This window comes from Streptomyces sp. NPDC030809 (assembly GCF_055572195.1).
This window is the reverse complement of sequence record NZ_JBVIDV010000001.1, coordinates 301,944-326,199: the sequence shown is the minus strand read 5'-3', so window position 1 is coordinate 326,199 and position 24,256 is coordinate 301,944. Positions and strand designations below refer to the sequence as shown.

General features: G+C 76.0%; 19 protein-coding genes and 1 pseudogene. 12 read left to right on the top strand and 8 right to left on the bottom strand.

The genetic code is table 11. The annotated features are described in order from the left end of the window. Window positions 1-145 precede the first annotated feature (145 nt). The 4 genes from ACZ407_RS01375 (at window position 146) to ACZ407_RS01360 (ending at window position 3,855) form a co-directional block, all read left to right on the top strand. Window positions 146-940, top strand: coding sequence for a glutamate racemase (locus ACZ407_RS01375; protein ID WP_468124511.1), 795 nt, complete (start codon window positions 146-148; stop codon window positions 938-940). Window positions 941-1,067: 127 nt separating this feature from the next. Continuing rightward, window positions 1,068-1,604, top strand: coding sequence for a hypothetical protein (locus ACZ407_RS01370; protein WP_468124509.1), 537 nt, complete (start codon window positions 1,068-1,070; stop codon window positions 1,602-1,604). A gap of 111 nt (window positions 1,605-1,715) precedes the next feature. Further along, window positions 1,716-3,350 carry an apolipoprotein N-acyltransferase gene (gene lnt, locus ACZ407_RS01365; RefSeq protein WP_468124507.1) on the top strand — a complete coding sequence of 545 codons (1,635 nt, stop codon included), beginning with the start codon at window positions 1,716-1,718 and terminating at the stop codon, window positions 3,348-3,350. A 10-nt stretch (window positions 3,351-3,360) separates the two neighbouring features. After that, window positions 3,361-3,855, top strand: coding sequence for an NUDIX hydrolase (locus tag ACZ407_RS01360; protein ID WP_468124505.1), 495 nt, complete (start codon window positions 3,361-3,363; stop codon window positions 3,853-3,855). A gap of 14 nt (window positions 3,856-3,869) precedes the next feature. Here the strand turns inward: ACZ407_RS01360 and ACZ407_RS01355 are convergent, their stop codons facing one another. Continuing rightward, window positions 3,870-4,640, bottom strand: coding sequence for a trypsin-like serine peptidase (locus ACZ407_RS01355; RefSeq protein WP_468124503.1), 771 nt, complete (start codon window positions 4,638-4,640; stop codon window positions 3,870-3,872). 79 nt (window positions 4,641-4,719) lie between these two features. Further along, window positions 4,720-6,174 carry a glycosyltransferase family 39 protein gene (locus ACZ407_RS01350; RefSeq protein ID WP_468124501.1) on the bottom strand — a complete coding sequence of 485 codons (1,455 nt, stop codon included), beginning with the start codon at window positions 6,172-6,174 and terminating at the stop codon, window positions 4,720-4,722. Between the two features lie 336 nt (window positions 6,175-6,510). Here ACZ407_RS01350 and ACZ407_RS01345 point away from each other — a divergent pair, with 336 nt between their 5' ends. Together ACZ407_RS01345 and ACZ407_RS01340 are read left to right on the top strand one after the other, a co-directional pair. Continuing rightward, window positions 6,511-7,797 carry an ATP-binding protein gene (locus tag ACZ407_RS01345; RefSeq protein ID WP_468124500.1) on the top strand — a complete coding sequence of 429 codons (1,287 nt, stop codon included), beginning with the start codon at window positions 6,511-6,513 and terminating at the stop codon, window positions 7,795-7,797. A 383-nt stretch (window positions 7,798-8,180) separates the two neighbouring features. Further along, window positions 8,181-8,501, top strand: a complete 321-nt coding sequence (locus ACZ407_RS01340) for a DUF6191 domain-containing protein (RefSeq protein ID WP_468124498.1) — start codon at window positions 8,181-8,183, stop codon at window positions 8,499-8,501. Window positions 8,502-8,520: 19 nt separating this feature from the next. Here ACZ407_RS01340 and ACZ407_RS01335 read toward each other — a convergent pair whose 3' ends face one another. The 4 genes from ACZ407_RS01335 to ACZ407_RS01320 form a co-directional block, all read right to left on the bottom strand. Continuing rightward, window positions 8,521-9,267, bottom strand: coding sequence for a hypothetical protein (locus ACZ407_RS01335; protein ID WP_468124496.1), 747 nt, complete (start codon window positions 9,265-9,267; stop codon window positions 8,521-8,523). Continuing rightward, entirely contained in the window at window positions 9,264-10,922 is a 1,659-nt protein-coding gene (locus tag ACZ407_RS01330) for a serine/threonine-protein kinase (protein ID WP_468124494.1), read from the bottom strand. The genes ACZ407_RS01335 and ACZ407_RS01330 overlap by 4 nt, the downstream gene beginning before the upstream one ends. A 137-nt stretch (window positions 10,923-11,059) precedes the next feature. Then, a complete protein-coding gene (locus ACZ407_RS01325; protein WP_468124493.1) occupies window positions 11,060-11,530 on the bottom strand; it encodes an NUDIX hydrolase in 471 nt (156 codons plus the stop codon). A gap of 108 nt (window positions 11,531-11,638) precedes the next feature. Continuing rightward, window positions 11,639-12,697: a cation diffusion facilitator family transporter gene (locus ACZ407_RS01320; RefSeq protein WP_468124491.1), complete on the bottom strand. Its 1,059-nt coding sequence runs from the start codon at window positions 12,695-12,697 to the stop codon at window positions 11,639-11,641. A 162-nt stretch (window positions 12,698-12,859) separates the two neighbouring features. Here ACZ407_RS01320 and ACZ407_RS01315 point away from each other — a divergent pair, with 162 nt between their 5' ends. From ACZ407_RS01315 to ACZ407_RS01305, 3 genes are read left to right on the top strand one after another with little or no spacing between them, the layout of a single operon-like run. Continuing rightward, window positions 12,860-15,226: an ABC transporter ATP-binding protein/permease gene (locus tag ACZ407_RS01315; protein WP_468124489.1), complete on the top strand. Its 2,367-nt coding sequence runs from the start codon at window positions 12,860-12,862 to the stop codon at window positions 15,224-15,226. Window positions 15,227-15,230: 4 nt separating this feature from the next. After that, window positions 15,231-16,043, top strand: a complete 813-nt coding sequence (locus ACZ407_RS01310) for a hypothetical protein (protein ID WP_468124488.1) — start codon at window positions 15,231-15,233, stop codon at window positions 16,041-16,043. Then, window positions 16,043-17,038, top strand: a complete 996-nt coding sequence (locus tag ACZ407_RS01305) for a serine/threonine-protein kinase (RefSeq protein WP_468124486.1) — start codon at window positions 16,043-16,045, stop codon at window positions 17,036-17,038. Before ACZ407_RS01310 ends, ACZ407_RS01305 begins: the two co-directional genes overlap by 1 nt. A 451-nt stretch (window positions 17,039-17,489) precedes the next feature. Here the strand turns inward: ACZ407_RS01305 and ACZ407_RS01300 are convergent, their stop codons facing one another. Continuing rightward, a complete protein-coding gene (locus ACZ407_RS01300) occupies window positions 17,490-18,752 on the bottom strand; it encodes a streptophobe family protein (protein WP_468124485.1) in 1,263 nt (420 codons plus the stop codon). Window positions 18,753-18,923: 171 nt separating this feature from the next. On the opposite strand from ACZ407_RS01300, the pseudogene ACZ407_RS01295 reads away from it, so the two are divergent. Beyond that, window positions 18,924-20,285: pseudogene (locus ACZ407_RS01295) on the top strand (DUF6777 domain-containing protein); the annotation flags it as partial. Window positions 20,286-20,634: 349 nt separating this feature from the next. Here ACZ407_RS01295 and ACZ407_RS01290 read toward each other — a convergent pair. Beyond that, window positions 20,635-21,579, bottom strand: coding sequence for a LysR family transcriptional regulator (locus ACZ407_RS01290; protein ID WP_468124483.1), 945 nt, complete (start codon window positions 21,577-21,579; stop codon window positions 20,635-20,637). A gap of 160 nt (window positions 21,580-21,739) precedes the next feature. Here ACZ407_RS01290 and ACZ407_RS01285 point away from each other — a divergent pair, with 160 nt between their 5' ends. After that, entirely contained in the window at window positions 21,740-23,185 is a 1,446-nt protein-coding gene (locus ACZ407_RS01285; protein ID WP_468124481.1) for an MFS transporter, read from the top strand. A gap of 202 nt (window positions 23,186-23,387) precedes the next feature. Further along, the gene (locus tag ACZ407_RS01280) at window positions 23,388-24,206 is read left to right on the top strand and encodes an endonuclease I family protein (RefSeq protein WP_468124479.1); all 819 of its coding nucleotides are present in this window, start codon (window positions 23,388-23,390) and stop codon (window positions 24,204-24,206) included. Window positions 24,207-24,256: the final 50 nt, after the last annotated feature.

Genomic DNA, 24,256 nt, shown 5'->3' with positions numbered 1-24,256 from the left:
ATCCGGTCCGCCCGGCAAGGGGACCGGCGGGCGGGCCGGACGGCGTGTCCCGGGCCCCTGCGCGGAAGCGGTTTCCGCCGACCGGCGGCCGGGTGCGCGGCGCGATCGCCCCGGGGGCCGCAGGGCGGTCGATTAAAGTGACCGGGTGAAGATCGCGCTGATGGACTCGGGAATCGGGCTGCTCGCGGCGGCCGCCGCGGTGCGGCGGCTGCGGCCGGACGCCGACATCGTCCTCTCCTCCGACCCCGACGGCATGCCCTGGGGACCCCGTACCCCGGAGGACCTCACCGGGCGCGCGCTCGGCGTGGCCCGGGCCGCCGCCGGGCTGGCCCCGGACGCCCTGATCGTCGCCTGCAACACCGCGTCCGTGCACAGCCTGCCCGCGATCCGGGCCGAGCTGGAGCCGGGCATCCCGGTCGTCGGCACCGTGCCCGCGATCAAGCCCGCCGCCGCCCGCGGGGGCAAGGTCGCCATCTGGGCCACCCCGGCCACCACCGGCAGCCCGTACCAGCGCGGCCTCATCCGCGAGTTCGCCGCCGGCGCCGAGGTCACCGAGGTGCCCTGCCCGGGCCTCGCGGACGCCGTGGAGCGGGCGGACGAGGAAGCCGTGCAGCGGACGGTCGCGGCCGCCGCCGCGCTCACCCCGCCCGACGTCACCGACCTCGTGCTCGGCTGCACCCACTACGAGCTGGTGGACGGGGCCATCCGGGCCGCGCTGCACGCCCGTACCGGCGGCGCCCTGCCCGTGTTCCACGGCTCCGCGGAGGCCGTGGCCGCCCAGGCCCTGCGCCGCCTGGGGCTCGCCGCCGCACCGGAGGCCGCGCCCACCGGCGGGCTGACGGTCCTCCTCAGCGGACGCACCGGGGAGCTGCCGGCGGACGCCCTGGCGTACGCCGAGGGCCGGCTGCTCGCCGCCGCGGCCGCCCCCGCCCGCGGCTGACCGCGGATCCCGGCCGGCCCTGCGCCGGGACGTTCCTGCACCCGGTCCCGCAGAGGACGGCCGCAGGTTCCCCCGGCCGGCCCAAGCACGCTGCCGGGCCCGGGCCGCCCCCAGTACGCTGCCTGGCATGAGGGACCATCCCCGCGGCACCCCCGCCGCGCTCTGGACCGGGCGCGCCACCAACCGCGGCCAGTGGCTGCTCGCCCTCGGCGGCGCCGCCTTCATGGCGCTCGGCATCGAGCTCGCCGTCGAGTACGCCTGGACCTCCGGGCTCGTCGCCCTGGTCATGTCCGTGGTCGGCTGCACGGCCGCGGGCCTGCTCGTCCTGTACGGCACCCTCGCCTTCGTCCACGTCGCGGTCACCGTCGACGACGAGGCGATGGAGGTGCGCTGCGGGCACATCGGCCTGCCGCGCCGCCGGATCCGCCTCAGCGAGGTGGCCGCCGCCGAGTTCGAACCCCGCGTCACCCCGCGCCAGTGGGGCGGCTGGGGCTACCGCTGGCGTCCCGAGAAGGGCACCGCGGTGGTGGTGCGCCGCGGCGAGGGCCTGGTGCTGCGCCTGGGCGACGGCCGCCTGTTCACCGTGACCGTGGACGACGCGGAGACCGCCGTCCGCATCATCCGCGCCCGCCTCCTGGCCCTCGCCACCCCGGGCCCGGCCTGACCCGGTGCGCCCGCCGCCCCCTGCGGGCCGCTCCCGCCTCCGCGGGCCCGGCCCGAGCCGGGGCGGCGCCCTGGGAGCACCCCGCACAGGACGTCGTCGTACACTCCGGCAATGAGCAGCGCCACCCGTACCGCCGAGGACACGACCGCCGCCGCCCCGCCGGCCGGGCGGGGGGAGCGGCTGCGGGCGCTCGTGCGGCCGGGGCAGGCCGCGGCCGCCGGGGTGCTCCTCTACCTGAGCTTCCCGCCGCGCCCCCTGTGGTGGCTGGCGGTGCCCGCCTTCGCGCTGCTCGGCCACTGCCTGTACGGCCGCCGGCCCCGCGCCGCGTTCGGCCTCGGGCTGCTCGCCGGGCTCGGCTTCCTGCTGCCGCTGCTCGTGTGGACCGGCGAGGAGGTCGGCCCGGTCCCCTGGCTGGCGCTCACCCTGGTCGAGGCCCTCTTCATCGCCGCCGGCTGCCTCGGCATCGCCCTCGTCACCCGGCTCCCGCTGTGGCCGCTGTGGGCCGCGGCGGTCTGGGCGGCGGCCGAGGGCGTCCGCGCCCGCTGGCCGTTCGGCGGCTTCTCCTGGGGCAAGATCGCCTTCGGCCAGGCCGACGGGATCTTCATCCCGCTCGCCGCCGCCGGCGGCACCCCCGCCGTCGGTTTCGCCGTGGCCCTGTGCGGGTTCGGCCTCTATGCCCTCCTGCGGACGCTGCGCACCCCGCGGCCCGGTCCGGCCGGACCCGCGGCCGCCGCCCGGTCCTTCGCGGGACCCGCAGCCGCCGCCCTCGCCGTGCTGGTGCCGGTGGCCGGGGCCCTCGCCGCCCGCCCCCTGGTGCATTCCGGCGCCGAGGACGGCACCGCCACCGCCGCCGTGATCCAGGGCAACGTGCCCCGCGCGGGCCTCGACTTCAACGCCCAGCGCCGCGCGGTCCTCGACAACCACGCCCGGCGCACCCTCCAGCTCGCCGCCGACGTGAAGGCCGGCCGGGTGCCCCGCCCCGACTTCGTGGTCTGGCCGGAGAACTCCTCCGACCTCGACCCGTACACCAGCCCGGACGCGTACGAGGTCATCGACCAGGCCGTGAAGGCCATCGGCGTGCCCGTGTCCATCGGCGCCGTGCTCGCCCCCGAGTCCGGACCGCTGCGCAACACCCAGATCCTGTGGGACCCGGTCGAAGGACCCACCGCCACCTACGACAAGCGGCAGATCCAGCCCTTCGGCGAGTACATCCCGATGCGCTCCGTCGCCCGCGTGTTCAGCTCCGACGTGGACCGGGTGCGCCGGGACTTCGGCCCCGGCGACAAGCCCGGCGTCTTCGACATGGCCGGCACCGGGGTCGGCCTGGTGACCTGCTACGAGGCCGCCTTCGACGGCCGCGTCCGCGACACCGTCCGCGCCGGGGCGCAGGTCGTCTCCGTCCCCAGCAACAACGCGACCTTCGGCCGCAGCCAGATGACCTACCAGCAGCTCGCCATGGACCGGGTCCGCGCCGTCGAGCACAGCCGCACCGTCCTCGTCCCCGTGACCAGCGGGGTCAGCGCCGTGATCCGGCCGGACGGCAAGGTGGTGCAGCAGACGGAGATGTTCAAGCCCGCCGCCCTGGTCGCGGAGGTCCCGCTGCGCTCCTCGCTCACCCCGGCCACCCGGCTCGGCGCCCTCCCCGAGTACGCGCTCTTCGTCCTGGCCGCCGCCCCCCTCGGCCGGGTCCTCGCCGGGGCGGTCCGGCGCCGCCGCCGGGCCGCTGCGTCCGCCGCCACCCCTTAGGGTCGGGATCATGGCCACCCCCGAGTTCATCCGCCGCATCCGTGCCACCGCCGGACACCAGCTGCTCCTGCTGCCCGGCGTGACCGCGGTCGTCTTCGACGAGGAGGGGCGGGTGCTGCTCGGCCGCCGCGCGGACACCGGCGGCTGGTCGGTCATCGGCGGCATCGCCGAGCCGGGGGAGCAGCCCGCGCAGACCGCCGTGCGCGAGGTGTACGAGGAGACCGCGGTGCGGTGCGTCGCCGAGCGGGTGGTCCTCGTCCAGGCCCTGCGCCCCGTGACCTACGCCAACGGGGACGAGTGCCAGTACATGGACATCACCTTCCGGTGCCGGGCCGTCGGGGGGTCGGCCCGGGTCAACGACGACGAGTCCCTGGACGTGGCCTGGTTCCCCCTGGACCGGCTGCCGCCGCTGGACGCGTTCGCGCTCGACCGGATCCGGCAGGCGGTCAAGGACGAGCCCACCTGGTTCGAGCCCGCGCAGCCCGCCGGGCCCGCCGGCACCTGAGCCCCGGCCCGCCGTCAGCCACCCGAGACGGCGGCCTCCTCGTAGAGCGCCCGGGCCGTGTCGCCGAGTACCGCGCTGTAGGAGATCTCCGGCACCGTGCCGCCCCCCTCGTACCCGCCGAGCACACCCGCGATCCCGCCGGTGGAGGTGAGCCAGGGGCTGCCGCTGGTGCCGCCGCTGAGCTCCGGGCAGCCGATCTCGCGCTGCGTGCTGCTCCACTTCTTGGTGGTGTTGGCGCAGATCAGCGGGGTCTCGCGCTCGTTGGGGTAGCCGACCACGGTCACCGCCACGTCGTCCGGCTGCGCCGCCTGGAGCGGGAATCCGCCCAGCAGGTCCTGGATCTCCTCGCCGCCGAGCGGGGCCACCGTGGCGAAGGCGATGTCCGCATCGGGGTCCGCGGCCGTCTCCCAGGCCGGGTCCTTGTACGCGCCGGTCAGCTTCCAGACCCCGTACGGCGCCGTGCCGTCGCGGTAGCCGGGCACGAACACCGTGTTCGTCACGTCGTCCAGGCAGTGCGCCGCGGTGGCGATCAGGTTGCGGTCGTCGCTGCGCACCACGGAGGCGGTGCAGAAGTGCCCGCCGTCGACCCCGCCCGCGAACAGGGCCCCCACCCGGTCGGTGACCTTGTTCGCCTGCGCCTCCGCCGTCACCCCGAGGGGCAGCGGAGCGGACACGGCGGGCTCACCCGTGGCCGCGACCAGCGCGGCCAGGGCCGTGGAGGCGATCAGTATCCGGCCGGAGGACCGGACCCGGGGGGCGGAACCGAGGTGCATGCCGTGGATCATGCCCCGACGATGGGCCGCGAGGCTATGGCCCAAGCCCGGTTTCAGCTGAGAATCGTCTGTGAATTCCGGCGGCGGAGTCTCACGTTCCGGACATCCCGCGCGAGTCGGCCCGAGCGGCCGCCGGCCGCCGCTCGTACAGCAGCACCCGGCGCCCCCGCACGGTGCGGTCCGAGAGCACCCGGAAGGACTCCGCCAGCACCCCGACCTTGACCCGGTCCCGCTCGTTGCCCGCCGCCCGGACCGGGCCGCGCGCATCCGTGACCAGCAGGATCCGCTGCCGGGCGAGCATCGCCGCCCGGATCCGCCGCCCGTCGCACTCCACGCCCTTGAGGGTGCCGGACTCCACCGCCGTCCGCGCCAGGGCCACGTCCGCGAGCCCCTCGAAGACGTCCGGCGAGACCAGTGCGGTGTCCCGGCGGGCCGCCGGGATGAACAGCACCGCGTCTCCCGGCCGCTTGAGCGCGGCCACCTCGCCGGCCGCGCCGAACACGTCGTCGGCCCGGCTGCCGGGCGACCGCTCGGCCCGCTCCAGCGGCAGCAGCCCGGCGAACGCGGCCAGCGCCGCCACCGGCACGACCAGCGGGGCCCACCGCAGCCCCCGGCCCGCGGCCGCCCGCACCAGCGCACCCAGCGCGTGCCCGGCCAGCAGCGCGAGGCCCAGCATGGAGAACAGGACGTACCGCTCCAGGTACAGCGGCTTGAACAGGGAGGCCGTGAGCAGCGCCGCCTGCGGGACGGCCAGCAGCGGCAGCCCCACCGCCGCCGCACCCGGACGGCCCGCCGCCCGGGGCGCCCGCACCAGCGCGCAGATCCCGCCGGCCAGCAGCAGGGCCCCCGGCCCGGTCAGGGTGTGCCAGGTGGTCGGCGGGATCCACGAGACCTGCCCCGACTGGGACCGGCTGAAGAGCACCAGCGGCAGCGCCCCCGCCACCGCCCCGGCCGCGGCCGCGGCCCAGCGGCGCAGCAGCGCCCGGTCGGCCCGCACCCAGGCCAGGCTGACCGCGTGCGCGGCCGGGACCAGCAGCGAGAACCAGTTGAGCAGCGCGCAGCCCAGTAGCACCAGCCCGTACGCCGTCCACAGCCGCCGGCTCCCGGGGCCGGTCCCGTCCAGCGCCCGGACCAGCAGCCAGGTGGCCGCCGCCGCGCCCGCGGTAACCAGGGCGTACGAGCGGCCCTCCTGCGCGTGGAACTGCATGGCCGGGAGCAGTGCCACGGTGAGCCCGGCCGCCGTGCCGGCCCAGCGGCCGCCCAGCCGCGCCCCTGCAAGGGCCGTGCAGGCTGCGGCGGCGGCCATGGCCAGCACCGAGGGCAGCCGCAGGGTGGTGGTGCTGTCCCCGAACAGCGTGAACAGTCCGTGCATCAGGAAGTAGTAGAGCCCGTGGACCGCGTCCACCTGCCCGAGCATGTGCCAGATCTGCGGCACGGTCCGCAGTGCGGTCTGCCAGGTCGCCGCCTCGTCCCGCCACACGCTGTGCCCGCGGGAGAGCCCCCACAGGCCCAGCGCCAGGGCGGCCAGGGCGGGGACCAGCGGCACGGCCGCGCCGCGCAGCCGGGACCGCGGGCGGGACCCGGCGTCGGGCCGGGGTCGGGCCGGCGGACAACGGAGGGGGAGCGGAGGCATCGGGACTTCCGTGACTGGGTGGCGGGTGGCGGGTGGCGGCATGGCGAGCGGCTGGTGGCGGCGGTCGGCCGCCGGCCGCCTCGGCCGGGCTGCGGGCGGCCGTGACCTGCGGCGGACGGGCCGCCGGGGTCCGGCCCCCGTCTATAGACGGAACGGAAGGGCCCGGGGTTGCCCTTGTGCACCACGGAGCTGAAGTCCGGCCCCGGCCCGCCCCTAGCCTCGGCCCAGGAGACGAAAGGGGCGGTACCGGTGAACTGGCTGATCCACGACTACCGCGAGAGCGATCTCGCCGCGGTGGTCCACCTGATCGACACCACGGCCGAGCTGGGCCAGGAGTCGGTGTTCTCCCTGGCCGAGTGCATCAGCGCGCTCACCGGCCGGCAGCCCGCCGTGGTCGCCGTCCACCAGGGCGTCCCCATCGGCGCGGCCCTGGCCTGCGTGGCGGGCGAGCGCGCCTGGGTCATGCGGATCGCGATCAACTCCGGCTGGCGGGGCCGCGGCCTGGCCAGCGCCCTCCTGGTCGAGCTGGAGCGGCGCCTGATCGCCGCCCGCGTCGGCAGGATCGCGTACGTGCTGCCCGAGGAGGACCTGCTCGGCGAGGGACTCCTCAACGCCGGCTACACCCGGCAGCCCGCGGTCGCCTACTTCGAGAAGACCGAACCGCACGGCCCCGCGGCCGGACTCCTCGACGACCTCGGCGGCCGGTTCCTCCCGAACGACCTGTGGGCCAAGGTGGCCGGCATGGAGAAGGAGAAGGACCTCATCGAGCGCCGGGTGGTCCTGCCCCTCGCCGAGCCCGAGCGGGCCGCACAGCACGGGGTGCAGCCGCCGCGCGCCGTCACCCTCTTCGGCCCGCCCGGCACCGGGAAGACCACCTTCGCCCGCGCCATCGCCTCCCGGCTCGGCTGGCCCTTCGTCGAGCTCCTGCCCTCCCGGCTCGCCGACGAGGGCAACCTCGCGGCCGCCCTGCGCAGCGCGTTCGCGCGGATCGCCGAGCTGGAGCGGGTGCTGGTCTTCATCGACGAGGTGGAGGAGATCGCCCCGGTCCGCAGCGAACCGGTCCAGCCGGGCGGCATCCACGGGGTGACCAACGAACTGCTCAAGCTGATACCCGGCTTCCGCGAGGGCGACGAGCGGCTCCTCGTCTGCGCCACCAACTCGATCCGCTCCCTCGACCCGGCCTTCCTGCGGCCCGGCCGCTTCGACTACCTGATCCCCATCGGCACCCCCGACGCCGCCGCCCGCGCCGCGATCTGGTCCCGCTACACGGCCGGGCGCGCCGACGTGGACGTGGCGGCGCTGGTCGAGGCGAGCGAGATGTTCTCCCCCGCGGACATCGAGCACGCGGCCCGGATCGCCGCCCAGGTCTCCTTCGAACGGGACCTGGAGGCGGTCGGGGTCCGCATCGCGAGCGAGGTGCCGCTCGGCGCGAGCACCGCCGACTACCTGGCGGCGGTGGCCCGCAGCCGGCCGACCGTGACCCCGGCCATGCTGGGCGAGTTCGAGGCGGACATCACCGCACACGCACGCGCCTGAGCCCGGGCCCCGGCCCGGGGCCGCGGGCAGGCCGGTGGCCCGCAGCGCTCCCCAAAGCACTGCGGGCCTTCCGCGCGGACTCGCGTCCTGCGCGGAACGCCGCGTTCCTGTTGGGGTGTGCCGCCGGCCGGAACGCGGACGCGGTGCTGCCCGGCGACCCGCTCGTGTCCCCGGCAGCACCATCCAGTGAAGCCCCCGCACCCCGCCCCGCGCCTCGGCCGCCCGGCCACACCCGAACCGGCCGAACGGCCGGAGCCGTTGGACCCGGGCCTTCCGTCCGGGACCCCCGGCCCCCCCGCACGGGACCTCCGTCCCGGGCCCCGCTCGGCTACGCTGCCCGCAGGCGCGCAGCGCCCCCGTACGGCCGTCGTGGAGGGAGCAGCATGGGTTTCGCCGTCTTCGTGACCCTTCCGGGCCTGGCCATCCTGCTCACGCTGATGGCCTTCGCCGACTTCGCCCTGGTCCGCGCCGGCCGGGCGGGACTGCTGCCGTGGCGCTGGGGCGGCCGGGAGGGGCAGATCTCCGCCACCGGCTTCGAGCAGCTCCACGCGAGCTTCTCGCCCGGCAAGCAGAACGAACTGAAGGAGCGCCAGAGCTCCCTCGTGCTGCGCGCGGACGAGGAGGACGGCGCCCCGCCCCGCACCCGCGTGGACCTCGACGGCGGCACCGCGGTCATCCGCCTCCCCGGCGGCGGCACCGCCTGACCCCCGCCCCGGCCGTCCGTCACGCACACCGGTACGTGAACTCCCCCGCGGCCGCCCGGTGCACGGGGGACAGCAGCTCCAGCCGGGCCTGCGCGCGGTACGTGCCCGTGCCGCGGAAGGTCCACAGCAGGCGCAGCCGGGTTTCCCGCTGCCCTCGGACCACCCGCTCGGAGAGGGCCTCGGAGCGGGTGCCGTCGTTGCGGACCCAGCGGTAGTCCAGGGTGCCCGGGCGGCCGTTGGTGCGGACGACCGCGGTGATCTCGGCCGCCGAGTCGCAGGCCGGGCCCCCGGCGGGGGTCTCCACCCGCAGCCCGCGCACCTCCAGCGCCGGCCCGTACCTCTGCCACCCCAGGTGGCAGAGGACCGCGAGCAGCACCGCGCAGGCGAGTGCGTACCGGCGCAGCCCCGCCCGGCGGGCGGGCGCGGGCTGCTCGGGGAGCGCGCCCGCGGTGCCGTGCCAGACGAGCGTGGTGTCGAACCCGCGCGGCCGCGGCACGGCCGCCGTCACCCCGGGTCCGAAGCGCAGCACCGAGCCCTCGACCCGGTCGGGCACCACCACCGGAACGGTCGCCGGTTCGGTGGCCTGGTCGGCCACCCGCACCGTACGGGGATGCCCTGCCGGGTCGTACGGCCCGTCGAACCACTGGCTGCCCAGCACGGTCGCGCTGTAGTCGCCGTCCGCACCGCCGGCGCCGGCCGACGGGCGGGGCGGATCGGGGTCCCGCGGGGCGGGGCCCTGGGCGAAGGGGATCCGCGGATCGCTCATGTGATCGTGCACCGCCTGATGAAGAGCTGCCGGACGGCAGGGCCGTGGGCCGGGGCGGGCCTGGTGGTGGCGCGCACGCCCCAATGGCAGCCGTTGCCGGTGAAGGAGTGGACCGCGGTCAGCGCTTCCCCGCGGGAGGTGAACACGTCGGTGCCCTCGGCCGCGCCGAGGCTGCCGGACTCGTCGGAGGTGAACCACTCCACGGTCACCGTGACCGGGCCGGAGCCCTCCGAGGCCACGGAGACCGAGGCCTCGCCGGTGGCCGTCCCGGTCTGCCGGAACGAGCCGATGTCCACCGAGCGCACGCGCACCGAAGGCGGGGGCGCGGACGTGGTCGCGGGCGGGGTGGGCGGCAGGGTGCGGACGGTCCGGGTCGGGCTCGGGGCCCAGGTGGGAGCGGGCGTCCAGGTGGGGCTGGGGGTGGTCCACGTCGGGGCGGGGCTCGGCTCCCAGGTCGGGGCGTCCGGAGTGGGGGAGGGCGCGGGGGAGGAGGACGGCGCGGGGCCGTCCTCCGAGGGCGAGGGCGAGGGGGTCGGCGTACCGGGTCCGGGAGCGGGAGCGGCCGTTCCCGCCGGCCGGGCCTGCGTGGTCGCGAACGCGCTCACCGCCGAACGGCCGCCGGGCTCCCCGCCGGCGGCCTGGGTGGCGAACACCAGCACCGCCCCGGCCACGGCCGCGACGGCCGCCGCGAGCCAGCCGCTCCGCCCGGGCCACCAGCCGCCCGGCCCGCCCCCGCCGCCCAGGGAGGTGTCGGCCAGCGCGGTCGTGCCCACGGCCGGACCGCCCGCCGCGGAGGGGAACAGCAGGGGCAGCAGCGCGGCCAGCGCCGCCAGCTTGCGCTGCCCGCGCTCCTCCCAGTCCGGCCCGTACGCGGCCCGCGCCAGCCCCTCCAGCTCCGCCACGAACACCTCGGCGTTCTCCGGCCGGTCCTCCGGGGCCTTCGCCAGCCCGCGCCGGATCAGCGGCCGGACCGGCTCCGGCGCGGCGGCCTCCGGCACCGGGGCCTCGATGTGCTGCACGGCCAGCTCGGCGAAGTTCTCCCCGGCGTACGGCTTCCGGCCCGTCAGGCACTCGAAGAAGGTGGCCGTCGCCGCGTACACGTCGGCCGCGGGCGAGGCCGGCCGGCCCTGCCACTGCTCGGGCGCCATGTAGGCGGGGGTGCCGGCCACCCCCGGGGTGCTGCCCCGGCCCGCGGCGATGCCGAAGTCCACCAGCTTTGAGGAACCGTCCGCCGCGACCAGCACGTTCTCCGGCTTGTAGTCCCGGTGCACCACCCCCGCCCGGTGCGCCGCCGCGAGCCCCAGCAGGGAGCCCTTGAGCACCGCCAGCGCGGGCTCCGGGTCGGTGCGGCCCTCCCGGGCGAGCAGGGCGCGCAGCGAGATCCCGTCCACGAGCTCCATCACGATGGCCGCCCCGGACGGCGCCTCCACGTACTCGTACAGGCCGACCACGTACGGCGAGTGCAGCCCGCCCAGCAGGCGGGCCTCCGAGCGGAACTCCGTGACGAAGGCGGGGTCCCGGCGGAAGCGCTCGCCGAGGTACTTCACCGCGACCGGGATGCCGGTCGCGTCGTGCACGGCGAGGACCACCCGCCCGCTGCCGCCGGATCCGAGTTCCCTGGTCTCCGTGTAGCCGGGGACCGTCCACGCGTTCATTTCGCCCCCTGGGCGGACCCGGCCGCCGCGGTGTGCCTGCCTGTTGACACCTCACCAGACACGTTTCCCGCCACGGCCGGTTCCCATCCCCGGACCGTTCCGTCCGACGGGGGATCCCCGCGGGCCGCCCGCCCCGGTCAGCGGGCCAGGTGCGCCACGAGACGGTCGAGGAACGCCGTCTGGGCCGTCACCATGACGCTGCGCGCGGCCTCCAGGGAGAACCAGGCGACCCGGTCCAGCTCGGGGAACACCCCGGTGCGGCCGGAACGCGGCGGCCACTCCATCGTGAAGGTGCCCGGCCGCACCGTCGCCGGGTCGAAGTCGGCGGCCACCGCCCACACCGTCACCAGCTTCCCGCTGGTCTGCCGGACCTCGCCCAGCCCCGTGTACGGGCCCGGCGGCGGGGGCCATCCGAGCTCCTCCTCGAACTCCCGCAGGGCCGCCGCCTGCGGAGCCTCGTCCGGCCCGTACTCGCCCTTGGGGATGGACCAGGCGCCCTCCTCCCGGTGTTCCCAGAGCGGCCCGCCCATGTGGCCGAGCAGCACCTCCGGGGCGCCGTCCGGTCCGGGGCGGTGGAGCAGCAGTCCGGCACTGCGTTTCTGTGTCATGACCTCATGCATGCCCCGGCCCCCGGCCCCGGCATGCGCCGGTCGCGGGCCCCCGAAGGCCCCGCCGCCCCGGACCCCCGCAGCAGGGGCGGCGGGTGCGGGAGGGGCTCAGTGGTCGTGCGGGCCCTCGCGGTGCACCGGGCCGTGCGGGGCCGCGCAGTGCGCGTCCCGGTCCCGGTCCGGGACCGAGCCGGCCGGGCCCACCGTCAGCAGCTCCTCCTGCACGTGGTCGACCTGGAGGGTGGTGTGCCCGATCCCGTACTCCTCGCGCAGCAGCTGCTCCAGGTCCCGGCGCACCGCGTGGCAGTCGCCCGCCGGTTCCACCAGCACGTGGGCGGAGAGGGCCGCCTCGCCGGAGGTGATCGTCCAGATGTGCAGGTCGTGCACCTCGGCCACCGGGTCCTGCCCGACCAGCCGGTCCCCGACGGAGTCCGGGTCCAGATGGGCGGGGGCCGCCTCCAGGAAGATCCGGCCCGACTCGCGGACCAGCCCGTAGCCCGCCTTGACCATGAGGGCCACCACCACGAGCGTGGCGATCGCGTCGGCCTGCACGAAGCCCGTGGTGAGCACGATCAGACCGGCCACGGCGGTGCCGATGAAGGCGAACAGGTCGTTGAGGATGTGCTGGTACGCGCCCTCGACGTTCAGCGAGGTCCGGTTCGCCTTGGAGATGCACCAGGCCGCCGCCACGTTCACGACGATCCCCGCCAGCGCCGTCACCAGCACCAGCCCGCCCTCGACCTGCGGGGGATCCAGCAGCCGCCGCACCGCCTCGTACGCAAGCCAGACCGCGAGCAGCAGCAGGGTCAGCCCGTTGGCCTGCGCGGAGAGTATCTCCGCCCGCTTGAGCCCGTACGTGAAACCGCCCTTGGCGGGCCGCGCGGACAGCCGCATCGCGATGAGGGCCAGCACGATCGAGGCGGCGTCGGTGAGCATGTGGGCCGCGTCCGACAGCAGGGCCAGCGAGCGGGCCAGGATGCCGATGGCGACCTCCACCGCCATGAACGCGCCGATCAGCCCGAGCGCGATCCCCAGCCAGCGGCGGTCGGCGTCCTCCGCCACCCCGTGGGAGTGGCCGGCGTGGCCCCCCGCGCCGTGGGCGTGCCCGCCGTGGTCCCCGGGGCCGTGCGCGTGTCCGTCGCCGTGCGCGTGGTGGTGTGAGCCCATAACGTCCCCCGAAATGCGTTCGAAGCGGTCCGTCCGACGCGTGAAGTGAAGCGCACCGCGGCGGGAAGGGCAAAGGCTGCACCGGTGACCGTTGTCATTACGGTTAAGACGTCCCTGACCTGCGGTTATGCCCTCAAGGAAGGTTCGTGGGAAAATCTGGTCATGGTCCAGCCGTCCGGCGCGCAGGCCGCGCCCGAGCTCGTCCTGGAAACCGACACGGGCGCCACCATGGTGATCAGCCCGGGCCGGGTCTACCACGTCGGCCGCGACCCCCTGAGCGAGGTCTTCCTCGACGACGCACGCGTCTCCTGGCACCACGCCGTCCTGCGCCCCGAAGGCGACCACTGGACCGTGGAGGACGAGGACAGCACCAACGGCACGTACGCGGACGGCCGCCGCGTCCACGCCTGGGGGGTCGGCCCCGGCACCGTGCTCTGCTTCGGCAGCCCCACCGACGGCCCGCGCGCCGTGCTCGTCGGCCGCGCCCCGCCCCCCGCCCCCGGCTACCGCACCTCCCGGCCCCCCGGGGTGCACAGCCCCGGCCTCACCGGCACCTTCCGGCAGCCGACCTCGGTGCGGCCGCTGCCCGCCCGGGCCCCCTTCCGCATCGGCCGCGGCCCGGACAACGACCTCGTCGTCGACGACCTCGTCGTCTCCCGCCGGCACGCCGAACTCATCGCCCACCCCGACGGCACGTACGAGATCGTGGACCTGGGCAGCCACAACGGCACCTACCTCAACGGCGCCCCCGTCACCCGCGCCCGCATCGGCGAGGGCGACATCGTCGGCATCGGACACAGCGCCTTCTGCCTGGTCGGCGACCACCTCCAGGAGTACGTCGACACCGGCACGGTCTCCCTCGACGTCCAGGACCTCGCGGTGGCCGTCGACCACGGCCGCAAGGTCCTCCTCGACCACGTCTCCTTCCCCGTCGGCGAGAAGTGCCTGCTGGCGGTGGTCGGCCCCAGCGGGGCCGGCAAGTCCACCCTGCTCGGCGCCCTCACCGGCCTGCGCCCCGCCGACCAGGGCACCGTCCTCTACGACGGCCGCGACCTCTACCGCGACTACGCCGAGCTCCGCAGCCGCATCGGACTCGTCCCGCAGGACGACATCCTGCACGCCCAGCTCACCGTCCGGCGGGCCCTCTCGTACGCCGCCGAACTCCGCTTCCCGCAGGACGCCGCCAAGGCCGAGCGCGAGGCCCGGGTGGACGAGGTGATCCGCGAACTCGGGCTCCAGCAGCGGGCCGCCCAGCCCATCCACAGCCTCTCCGGCGGCCAGCGCAAGCGGGTCTCCGTGGCCCTCGAACTCCTCACCAAGCCCTCGCTGCTCTTCCTCGACGAGCCCACCTCCGGCCTCGACCCGGGCATGGACCGCTCGGTCATGCACATGCTGCGCGGGCTCGCCGACGACGGCCGCACCGTCATCGTGGTCACCCACAGCGTGCTCTCCCTCGACGTGTGCGACCGCCTCCTCGTCCTCGCCCCCGGCGGCCGGATCGCGTACTACGGGCCGCCCGGGGACGCCCTCGCCTTCTTCGGCTTCGAGCAGTGGCCCGAGGCCTTCGAAGCCTTCGAGAACGACCGGGACCGGGACTGGGCGGGGGAGTACCGCCGCTCCCAGCCGCACCGCCGCTACATCGCCGATGCCGGAACCCGCCGTCCCGCCCCCCTCGGCGGACAGCCGCTGCGGCAGCCCGCGCCCCCGCCCGCCCCGCAGAGCTGGGGAGCCCAACTGCGCACCCTGGTCCGCCGGTACGCCGCCGCACTCGCCGCCGACCGCACCTTCCTCGCCATCATGATCGCGCTGCCGTTCGTGATGGGAGCCATGGCGCGCGCCCTCGCGGGCAGCCGCCTCACCACCGAGACCGCGATGAACGCCCTGCTCATCCTGTGCGTGGGCGGGGTGCTCACCGGGGCGGCCAACGCGGTGCGCGAACTCGTGAAGGAACGGGTCATCTACCAGCGCGAGAGAGCCGTCGGCCTGTCCCGCTCGGCCTACCTGATGTCCAAGGTGGTGGTGCTGGGCACGGTCACGGTGCTGCAGGCCGTCGTCCTCACCCTGGTCGGCCTCGCCGGGGTGGACCTCGCCGCCCCCGGCGGAAAGGGAGTGCTGCTGCCACCGCTCGCCGAGATCGCCCTCGCCGTGGCCCTGCTCTCCTTCACCGCCATGATGCTCGGGCTGCTGGTGTCCGCCCTCGTCCGCAAGGAGGAGGTCACGATGCCCCTGCTGGTGCTGCTCGCCATCGTGCAAGTGGTCTTCTGCGGGGCCCTGCTCAAACTGCACGGCGTACCGGTGATCGAGCAGCTGTCCTGGCTGGTGCCCTCCCGCTGGGCCCTGGGCGCCATGGCCGGCACCATCGACCTGGCCGCCATCGTCCCCGGGAAGATCACCGCGGATCCGCTCTTCGACCACGCCGCCGGTGTCTGGCTGCTCACCCTCGGCATGCTCGTGGTGCTCTCCCTCCTGTTCGGGCTGGCCGTGGCGCGGCTCCTGCGCCGCCACGAGCCGGCCATCATGCGGAAGTAGTGCCATGGCCGGAATCCAGGGCCCGGAGTTCCGCCCCACCCACGTGGTCCCCCAGGAGGGCCTGCCCGCCTGGGAGACCCCCGACGTGTCCCGGCCCACCCAGTCCCTCGACCCCTTCCTGCCGGTGGAACTGCTGGCCCGCCGCGGTGCCTGGGCCGAAATCCTGTGCGCCAACGGCTGGTCGGCCTGGGTGGACGGGCGGCTGCTGGTCTCCGTACCCGGCCCGCCGCCCACCGCCGGCGCCCCGCTGACCCGCGCCGAGGACCCCGCCCCGCTGCTGGCCCGTGCCGCCGAGGCCCTGGAGCGCTACCGCTCGGCCGCCGAGGACCTCGCCGCCGGCCGCACCGACGCGGAGGGCTTCCGCCGAGCCACCCGCGGGCTCCGCGCCGGGATCGTGGTCGACGGGGAGGCGGTCTGGCTCTACGACGCGACGGCCGGGCGGTGGATGTACGGCGACGGGGTCCGCCTGACCACGTACGCGCCCGTGGCCGCGCCGGACGCCCGCACCTCGGGAGTGCGGCCGCAGACGGAGGAGCGGGGCGGCGGGGCGGGGGACGCGGCCGAGGCGCCGGGCGGGCCGGGTGCGCCGGACGCCACGTACGTCGTGGGGGCCGCGGATGCCGCGGGAGCTGCGGCTGCGGCCGCCCCGGGCCGGGCCGACCCGGTCGGCGTCCAGTTCGACGTACCGCCCGAGCCCGCGCAGCCCCCGGCGTGGGGCGGGCCGGGTGGCGGGGAGGGCGAGGGCAGGGCCCGGGAGGCGGCGGCCGGGCATCCGCCGACCCGGGTGGTGGCCCCGCCGGGCTCCGGTGACCGGTGATGACCTCCGGAGTGCACGACGGCAGCGGGCTGCCCTACGACCTGACCGGCCGCCAGATCGCCGGCTACCGCGTGGAGGCCGAGCTCGGCCGCGGCGGCATGGCCGTGGTCTACCGCGCCCACGACATCCGGCTCGGCCGGACCGTCGCGCTGAAGGTGCTCGCCCCGGAATGGGCCCGGAACGACTCTTTCCGGGCGCGGTTCGCCCAGGAATCGCAGGCGGCGGCCGCCATCGACCACCCGCACATCGTGCCCGTCTTCGAGGCCGACGAGGTCGGGGGGCTGCTGTTCATCGCCATGCGCTACGTCCCCGGCCAGGACCTGCGGGCCCTCCTGGACCGCACCGGTCCGCTGCCCCTGGCCGCGGCCATCCGCATCGCCACGCAGGTCGCCTCCGCGCTCGACGCGGCCCACGACCACGACCTCGTCCACCGCGACGTGAAGCCGGCCAACATCCTCGTGGCCGCGGGCACCGACGAGGAGCACCCCGAGCACGTGTACCTCGCGGACTTCGGGCTGACGAAGAAGTCCCTCTCGCTGAGCGGGATCACGACCGTCGGGGACATCGTGGGCACCGTCAACTACATGGCGCCCGAGCAGATCGACGGCCTGCCGCTGGACGGGCGGTGCGACCTCTACAGCCTGGGGTGCGTGGTGCAGGAGATCCTCACCGGGGCGCCGCCGTTCCAGCGGGACAACGACTTCCTCGTGCTCATGGCGCACAAGGCGGAGCTGCCGCCGCTGGTGTCGGCGCTGCGGCCGGAGCTGCCGGGGGCGCTGGACGAGGTGCTGGGGCGGGCGCTGGCGAAGCTGCCGGGGGACCGGTACGAGAGCTGTCTGCAGTTCACGGGGGCCTTGCGGCTGGCTGCGCGGGGGGATGGGGGGCCGCCTGCTCCGGGACGCGGCGCCCCGCCCGCGGGCCGGCCGGGCGGGGTCGGCCCGCCCCCGCCGCCCCCGGTCTGGGCCCTCCCGGTCTTCGCCGCCCGCCCCCGCTGACCGCAACCACCCCGGCGGCTCCGCCCCGCACCCTGCGCCTCAATCGCCGGCGGGGCTTGATTCGGGGGCTCCGCCCCCGGGCCCCCGCGCCTCAAACGCCGGCGGGGCTGGATTTGCTCCGGCCCGGTGTCTTGGGTGCGGGCCGCCGGTGGTTTCGGGGGCTCTGCCCCCGGGCCCCCGCGTCGCAAACGCCGGCGAGGCTTGGGTTGGCGCCGGGGCTGGGTGGACGGTGGGGGTGGGTTGACGGTGGGGGTGGAGTTTGCCGCGTAGGGGGCAGCCGAGGGGGTCGGGAGGGGGGAATCGAGCCCGTCCGGCGTTTGAGGACCGGGGTCCGGGGCGGAGCCCCGAAAACCGGCGGACGGCCGCACGTTCAAGGCGACCGGGGCACATCGAGCCTCGCCAGGGGGTACCTGCCGGGGGGAGCGCGAGGCGCGGGGCGCAGCCCCGGCGGTCAGCGGCGGAGGCGGCGGGCGAGGGCGCCGCCCAGGTAGCCCGCGGCGGCGCCCGCCAGCAGGCCCACACCCACCGTGCGCCACAGCACCGCCCGCAACTCGACCCGCCCGCCCAGCCCGTCGACCTCGCCGATCCCGAGGAGGGACAGCCCGAAGCGGGCCTGGACGTCGGCCAGCAGGCAGATCACCAGGAACGCGGCCCCCAGGGCCACCCCCAGGTGCACCGCGTGCTGCCACGGCTTCATGCGGACCGGCGAGCGCATCGCGGCGACGAGGCCCGTGCCGAGCAGCAGTACGGCGGCCACCGCGACCAGCAGCCATGAGCGGCCGTCGTACTCGGCCAGGGAGGCCGCATCGAGCCGGGACAGGTCGGGGGTGCGCAGCACCTCGTCCAGGACCTGGGGCATCGGCAGCCCGAAGGGGCCGTCCACCCTGCCCTCCCAGGCCCCGCCCAGCCCCACCGTCAGGGCGATCCAGACCAGGTTGGGCAGGCCCAGCAGGACCACGGCGAAGGTCTCCGCCGGGTGCCCCCGGGTGAGGGCCACGACGATGCCGACGCCGACGCCGATGACCACGTACGCCAGTAGCAGGAGCACGGTGGCGGACGCGGCCGGGCGGACCGATTCGTGGAAGCGCAGCAGCCGGGCGGGCAGCGGGGTCCGGCGGGACACCAGCAGCCCGAGCAGGATCATGCCGACGATCCACAGCAGCCCGAAACCCAGCGTGGCGGGGAGGTCCGCGCGGAAGCCCACGGTGGGGGAGGCGTCGAGGAGTTCGCCGAGTTCGCCGATCGGGTTGTCGCCCGTGTCGATGCCGAACGTGTGCCGGGCGAAGAGCGCGTACCCCGTCAGCAGGGCGAGCCAGAGCAGCACCAGCTGCCCGGCCCGGGCGAGGAGCTCCCCGGAGCCGGCGACGGCGCGCAGCCGCAGCGGGCGGAGCAGCAGGCAGCCGGCGGTCAGGGCCCCGGCCAGGGTGACGGACAGCGGGAGCAGCGAGATGCCGGCATCGGCGTCGGCGAGGAACCCCGCCCCGCCGGACACCTCCACCGAGCCGCCCGCCGCCATCACGACCACGGCCGCGACCACGTGCGGGAAGGCGCCGCCGGGCAGCGAGCCGGCGCCCGCCGCGGCGAGTCCGGCCGCGGCCACGGCCGTCATCGCCGCGAAGCCGGCCAGCGCGGCCAGCAGGGCGTCCCGCCAGCCTGCGGTCGCGGCCCGGGACCGGTCCGTCCGTCCTGCCGCCTGTCCTGCGGGGGAAGTCACCCTGCCACCGTAAGCAGGGCCGGGCCCGGCCGCTCGGCGGGGAGATCCGCGGCGGCTCCCGGTTGCGGGCGCCACCCGGATGGCGCACAGAATGGTCGGCAGGAGTGTCGGAAGTCCGGTTCGTCCCGCAGGGGCCCGGAGTCCTCCGCTACGTCAGGGAAGAGGCCGCCCGTGACCACTCAGCCCTCCGGCCGGCCGCCGTCCGGCGACCGCCCCACAGGTCCCCCCTCCGGCCCGCTGTCCGGTTCCGCCGGACAGGGCCCCCCGACGATCCCGCACGGGGTCCCGCCCGCCCCGCCCGAGGGCGGCGACGGCGGCCCGTCCGGCCCCTCGGGTCCCGGCGGCCCCTCCGGCCCCGGCGGCGGGGACGGCGGTACGGGCGCCGGCGGTCCGGGCCGCCCCTGGTGGCGCTCGGCCCCGCGGATCGCGACCGCCGCGCTGGCCGTGGTCGCGGCCGTGGTCCTGACCGTGGTGCTCACCCGCCCCGGAGGGACCCCCAAGAGCGGCGGGGAGGTCTTCCTCCAGGCCGCCTCGGCCGAGGGACCCGACCCGTACACCGGTTCCACGGTCGCGAAGGCCGCCGTGCCGCCGCAGCCCCCGCCGAGCCCGCCGCCCGAGAGCACCCCGCCGCCCGGCGGCCGGACCGTGACGCAGAGCGTGTCCGGTTCCGCCCCCGGCCTGTACGGCGGTACGAAGAACGCGGCCAGCTGCGACGTGGAGAAGCAGATCAAGGCGCTCGGCGCCCAGCCCCCGAAGAACGAGGCCTTCGCCTCGGTGGCCGGGGTCAAGCCCGCGGGCGTGCCCGGCTACCTGCGCTCGCTCACGGCCGTACAGCTGCGCTCCGACACCCGGGTGACCAACCACGGCTACCGGGACGGCCGCCCGACCAGCTACCAGGCGGTGCTCCAGACCGGCACGGCGGTGCTCGTGGACGGCCACGGCGTGCCGCGGGTGCGGTGCGCGTGCGGCAACCCGCTCGGGCCGCCGGTGGCACTTCAGTCGAACCCGGTGCGGCAGGGCCAGGCCTGGCCCTCGTACCGCCCGGCGAACGTGGTGGTGATCGCACCCTCGGTCACGATCATCAACAAGTTCGTCATCTACGACCACAAGGACCGCCACTGGTACCAGCGCGACCGCGGAGACCACCACGGCCGGCACGACAAGCCCGTCCCGCCGCCCCCCGACCCCTCGCCGTGGGTGCCGCCGAGCCCGCTGAGCCCGCCGGTGTCCCCGCCCGCCTCGCTGTCGCCGGACGAGTCCGGGTCCTCGCCCGCCTCGCTGTCCCCCGGCGAGTCCTCCCCGGACGAATCGGTGTCGGACTCGGGCTCGCCCTCGGGGGAGTCGCCGAAGAACTACGTGGTGCCCCCCGGCGAGGACTCCACGAGCCCGTCCGGTCCGAGCTCCGAGCCGGGCTCGTCGCCGGCCTCGGAACCGGCGTCCTCCCCGGCGTCGGAACCGGCGTCCGCGAGCTCCTCGAAGGCGGAACCGGCGAGCCCGCCGCCGCCCGCCACCAGCTCCTCGCCGCCGGTCGCCCGCTCGGTCTCGCCCCTGGCCACCCCGTGTCCCACCCTCTCCGGGACCATCGTGGTGACCCCGCCGCCGCGGCCGGGGATCACCCCGCCGAACCCCTGCCCGGCGATCGTCTACCCGCCGAGCGGGCCGCCGTCCTCGGCCTCGCCGGTCCTGCCGCCCCCGCCGCCTCCGCCGCCGGCCGACGTACAGAGCTCGCAGCCGGAGCAGCAGCAGCCGACGGACCAGCAGCCGGCCGATCAGCAGCCCGACCAGCAGCAGGACCAGCAGCAGGACCAGCAGCAGGACCGCCGGCAGCCGCAGTAGACCGGCGCGCCGGCGGGGGTTGGGGCGGGGGCGGGGGCGGAGGCGGTCACAGGGTGCCGCCCCCGCCCCCGCCGGTGTCCCCGCCCGGCTCCCCACCCAGCAGTTCGCGCGCGCACTCCCGCAGCCAGGCGTGTGCCGGGTCCGCGTCGTGCCGGGGGTGCCACGCCATGCCGAAGGGCAGCACCGGCAGTTCGAGCGGCACCTCGAAGCACTCCAGCCCCACCGCCTCGGCCAGCGGCACCGCGTGACAGGTGATCAGGCCCACGAGATCGGTCTCGCGCAGCACGAACAGCGAGGCCGGGAACGAGCCGACCGAGCCCACCACCCGCCGGGAGAGCCCGAGCGCGCCCAGCGCCGTGTCCACCGGCCCCTCCAGCCGTCCGCGCCGCGAGACCGTGAGGTGCTCGGCCGCCGCGAACCGGCGGGCCGTCAGCCGGCCGCGCAGCAGCGGATGGCCGGACCGCGCCACCCCCAGCATCCGCTCGTCCAGCACGTGTTCCACCCGCACCTCGGGGGCGTACGAGTCCACCACGCCGAGTTCCAGGTCGGCGGTGCCCTCGCGCAGGGCGGGCACGTCCACGTGGCTCTCCGACAGGAACCGCAGCCGCACCCCGGGGGCCTCGCGCGACAGCCGCGTGAAGAGCGCGGCCCCGAAGGACGCGGCGAAGGAGTCGTGCGCCAGCACCGTGAACGTCCGCTCCAGGGTGCGCAGGTCCACCTCGCCCCCGGACAGGAACAGCGCCCGCGCCCGCTCGACCACCTCCCGCACCTCCGCGTGCAGGGCGAGGGCGTGCGGGGTGGGCACCATGCCCCGGCCCGCCCGGACGAGCACCGGATCGCCGAGGGCCCGGCGGATCCGCCCCAGGGTGCGGCTCATCGCGGGTTCCGACAGGTGCAGGCGGGCGGCCGCGCCGGAGACGCTGGACTCCTCCAGCAGCACGTCGAGGGCCGCGAGCAGGTTCAGATCCAGCCCGGATTGCGTCACACGCATTCATCCCTTGCGGAAGTTGCACTGGAAAGCAGGACGGGGCCCACCCTACGGTGAACGGGCGAGGGGCGTTCCCGGGCCCGGCCCCTCTCGCGCCACCCGACCCCGCAAGCTCCGAGGAGGAGCCGTGCCCCGCCCTGCCCCGCCCCGCCCGGGAACACCCGTGGGTCCCGCCCCGTCCACCGCGTCCGCCCCGTCCACCCCGTCCGCCCCGGCGGGCCCGCCCGCCGCCCGCGCCGCTCTCGGCTGCGCCGCCCGGTTCGCGCTGTACGCCTGCGTCCTCGTGGCCCAGAGCCTGGTGGCGGCCGTGAACCTGCTCGTCCCGCAGCTCGCCGCCTCCGCCCTGCACCCGACGGCCACTCAGCTCCTGTGGGCGGTGGACGCGTACGTCATCGTCTTCGCGGCCCTGCTCATCCCGGCCGGGGCCCTCGGCGACCGCTGCGGCCGCAAGGGCGCCCTGCTCTCCGGGCTCGCCCTCTTCGCGGCCGGCGCCGCGCTCAGCTCCCTCGCCCGGGACCCCGCGGTCCTCATCGCAGGCCGCGGGGTCTGCGGGGCCGGGGCGGCGCTGATCATGCCGGCCACCATGTCCGTGCTGGTCCACCTGACCCCGCCCGCGCGCCGCGGCCAGGCCCTCGCCACCTGGACCCTCGCCGCGGGCCTCGGCGGGCTGGCCGGCAACGTCGGCGGCGGCCTGGCGGGCGAATACCTCACCTGGCGCGCCCTCTTCAGCGCCGTGGTCCCGCTCGCCCTCCTGCTCGCCCTCGCGGTGGCCCGGCTCGTCCCGCGGATCCCGCGGCGCGCCGAGGCGCCGGTGGACCCGGCCGGGGCCGCGCTGCTCACCGGGGCCCTGGTCGCCCTCGTCTACGGGCTCATCGAGGGCCCCTCGTACGGCTGGGGCTCCGGCCGGGTGCTGGGCGGCTTCGCCGCGGGCCTGGGGCTGCTGGCCGGTTTCGTCCGGCACGCGCTGCGCGCCGCCCGGCCGCTCTTCGACCCGCGGGTGTTCGCCTCGCGGCGGCTGCGGGCCGGTGCCCTCGGCATCGGCGCGGCCTTCTTCGGCCTGTTCTCGCTGTTCTTCGTCAACGCCCAGTACCTGCAGTACGTCAAGGGGTTCGGGCCCGCCCGGACCGGCCTGGCCATCGTCCCGCTCACCGTGGGCATGGCGCTGGTGCCCCGGTTCGGCGCCCGGCTCCAGGACCGCCACGGCCCGCGGCTGCCCGCGAGCCTGGGCCTCGCGGTGATCGGGTGCGGGCTGCTGCTGGTCTCGACCGCCGGTGCGGACACCCCGTACCCCGTCTACGCGGTGTACCTGCTGGTGATGTCGGCAGGCACCGGGCTCTGCGCCCCCGCGCTCACCCTGAGCGTGGTCACCGAACTGCCCGAGCACCAGGCCGGACTGGGCTCGGGGCTGAACACCGCGGCGCGTGAGATCGGGGCCGCCCTGGGGGTGGCGGTGGTGGGCACGGTGCTCGCCTCGCGGCTCCACGGCGGCGTCCAGGACGCCGCCCACGCGGCCGCGTTCACCTCGGCGATGGGCACGGCCCTGCGGGTGGCCGCGGTGACCGTGCTGCTGGCCTCGGCGGCGGTCGGAGCCTCGTACCGGCGTGGCTGAAATGTGGTGTGTGCCACGCGCGTAGCGTCGGGCCGCCGGGTATGTCCCGAGCGGTCCCGCTACGCGCGTCCACCAGCCGAAGATCTGCTGCGCGACATGTTTTCTTCATCTGTTCGGCACATGACAATGTGACCCTCGCTCTGCCACCTGACGCCCCGCCGACTGGACGGCGGGAGCGGTGCGTTGAAGAGGTGTCCCCCACGTGAAGAGAATCTCCCGCGCCCCCTGGGCCGCCGGGCTCGCGGCCGTGGCCGCGGCCGGCCTGTTCCTGATACCCGCCCCGGCCGGTGCCGGCACCGCGCAGACCGCCACCGTGCCGACCGCCGCCACCGTGACCCCCGAGGTGTACTACGCCCCGGCCCAGGGCAAGACGGGCGCCGCCCTCAAGTCCGCCCTCCACGAGATCATCAAGACGCAGTCCAAGATCAGCTACTCCGCCGTCTGGAACGCGCTCAAGGTCACCGACGAGGACCCGGCCAACCCGAACAACGTCATCCTCGTCTACTCGGGCCGCTCCCAGTCCAAGTCCACCAACGGCGGCGGGGTCAACGACTGGAACCGCGAGCACGTCTGGGCCAAGAGCCACGGCGACTTCGGCGAGGTCACCGGCCCGGGCACCGACCTGCACCACCTCCGCCCGGAGGACGTCACCGTCAACAGCACCCGCGGCAACAAGGACTTCGACCTCGGCGGCAGCCCCGTCGCCGAAGCCCCGGGCAGCTACACCGACGCCGACTCCTTCGAGCCGCGCAACGCGGTCAAGGGCGACGTGGCGCGCATGCTGCTCTACATGGCCGTGCGCTACGACGGCGGCGACGGCTTCGCCGACCTGGAGATGAACGACCGGGTCAACAACGGCTCTGCGCCGCTCTTCGGCCGGATCAGCCTGCTCAAGCAGTGGAACCGGATGGACCCGCCGGACTCCTTCGAGCAGCGCCGCAACCAGGTGATCTACGACACCTACCAGCACAACCGCAACCCGTTCATCGACCACCCCGAGTGGGTCGACCAGATCTGGTAGGCGCGGCCGGGCGCAGGGGCCGGAGAGGGGCGGCACTACCGGTGGGTAGG

Coding starts and splice junctions, on each gene's coding strand:
- ACZ407_RS01330 (WP_468124494.1), bottom strand. CDS start 10,922: ATGAACGCGTGGACGGTCCCCGGCTACACGGAGACCAGGGAACTCGGA.
- lnt (WP_468124507.1), top strand. CDS start 1,716: ATGAGCAGCGCCACCCGTACCGCCGAGGACACGACCGCCGCCGCCCCG.
- ACZ407_RS01325 (WP_468124493.1), bottom strand. CDS start 11,530: ATGACACAGAAACGCAGTGCCGGACTGCTGCTCCACCGCCCCGGACCG.
- ACZ407_RS01335 (WP_468124496.1), bottom strand. CDS start 9,267: ATGAGCGATCCGCGGATCCCCTTCGCCCAGGGCCCCGCCCCGCGGGAC.
- ACZ407_RS01310 (WP_468124488.1), top strand. CDS start 15,231: ATGGCCGGAATCCAGGGCCCGGAGTTCCGCCCCACCCACGTGGTCCCC.
- ACZ407_RS01340 (WP_468124498.1), top strand. CDS start 8,181: ATGGGTTTCGCCGTCTTCGTGACCCTTCCGGGCCTGGCCATCCTGCTC.
- ACZ407_RS01305 (WP_468124486.1), top strand. CDS start 16,043: ATGACCTCCGGAGTGCACGACGGCAGCGGGCTGCCCTACGACCTGACC.
- ACZ407_RS01290 (WP_468124483.1), bottom strand. CDS start 21,579: ATGCGTGTGACGCAATCCGGGCTGGATCTGAACCTGCTCGCGGCCCTC.
- ACZ407_RS01315 (WP_468124489.1), top strand. CDS start 12,860: ATGGTCCAGCCGTCCGGCGCGCAGGCCGCGCCCGAGCTCGTCCTGGAA.
- ACZ407_RS01370 (WP_468124509.1), top strand. CDS start 1,068: ATGAGGGACCATCCCCGCGGCACCCCCGCCGCGCTCTGGACCGGGCGC.
- ACZ407_RS01355 (WP_468124503.1), bottom strand. CDS start 4,640: ATGATCCACGGCATGCACCTCGGTTCCGCCCCCCGGGTCCGGTCCTCC.
- ACZ407_RS01320 (WP_468124491.1), bottom strand. CDS start 12,697: ATGGGCTCACACCACCACGCGCACGGCGACGGACACGCGCACGGCCCC.
- ACZ407_RS01360 (WP_468124505.1), top strand. CDS start 3,361: ATGGCCACCCCCGAGTTCATCCGCCGCATCCGTGCCACCGCCGGACAC.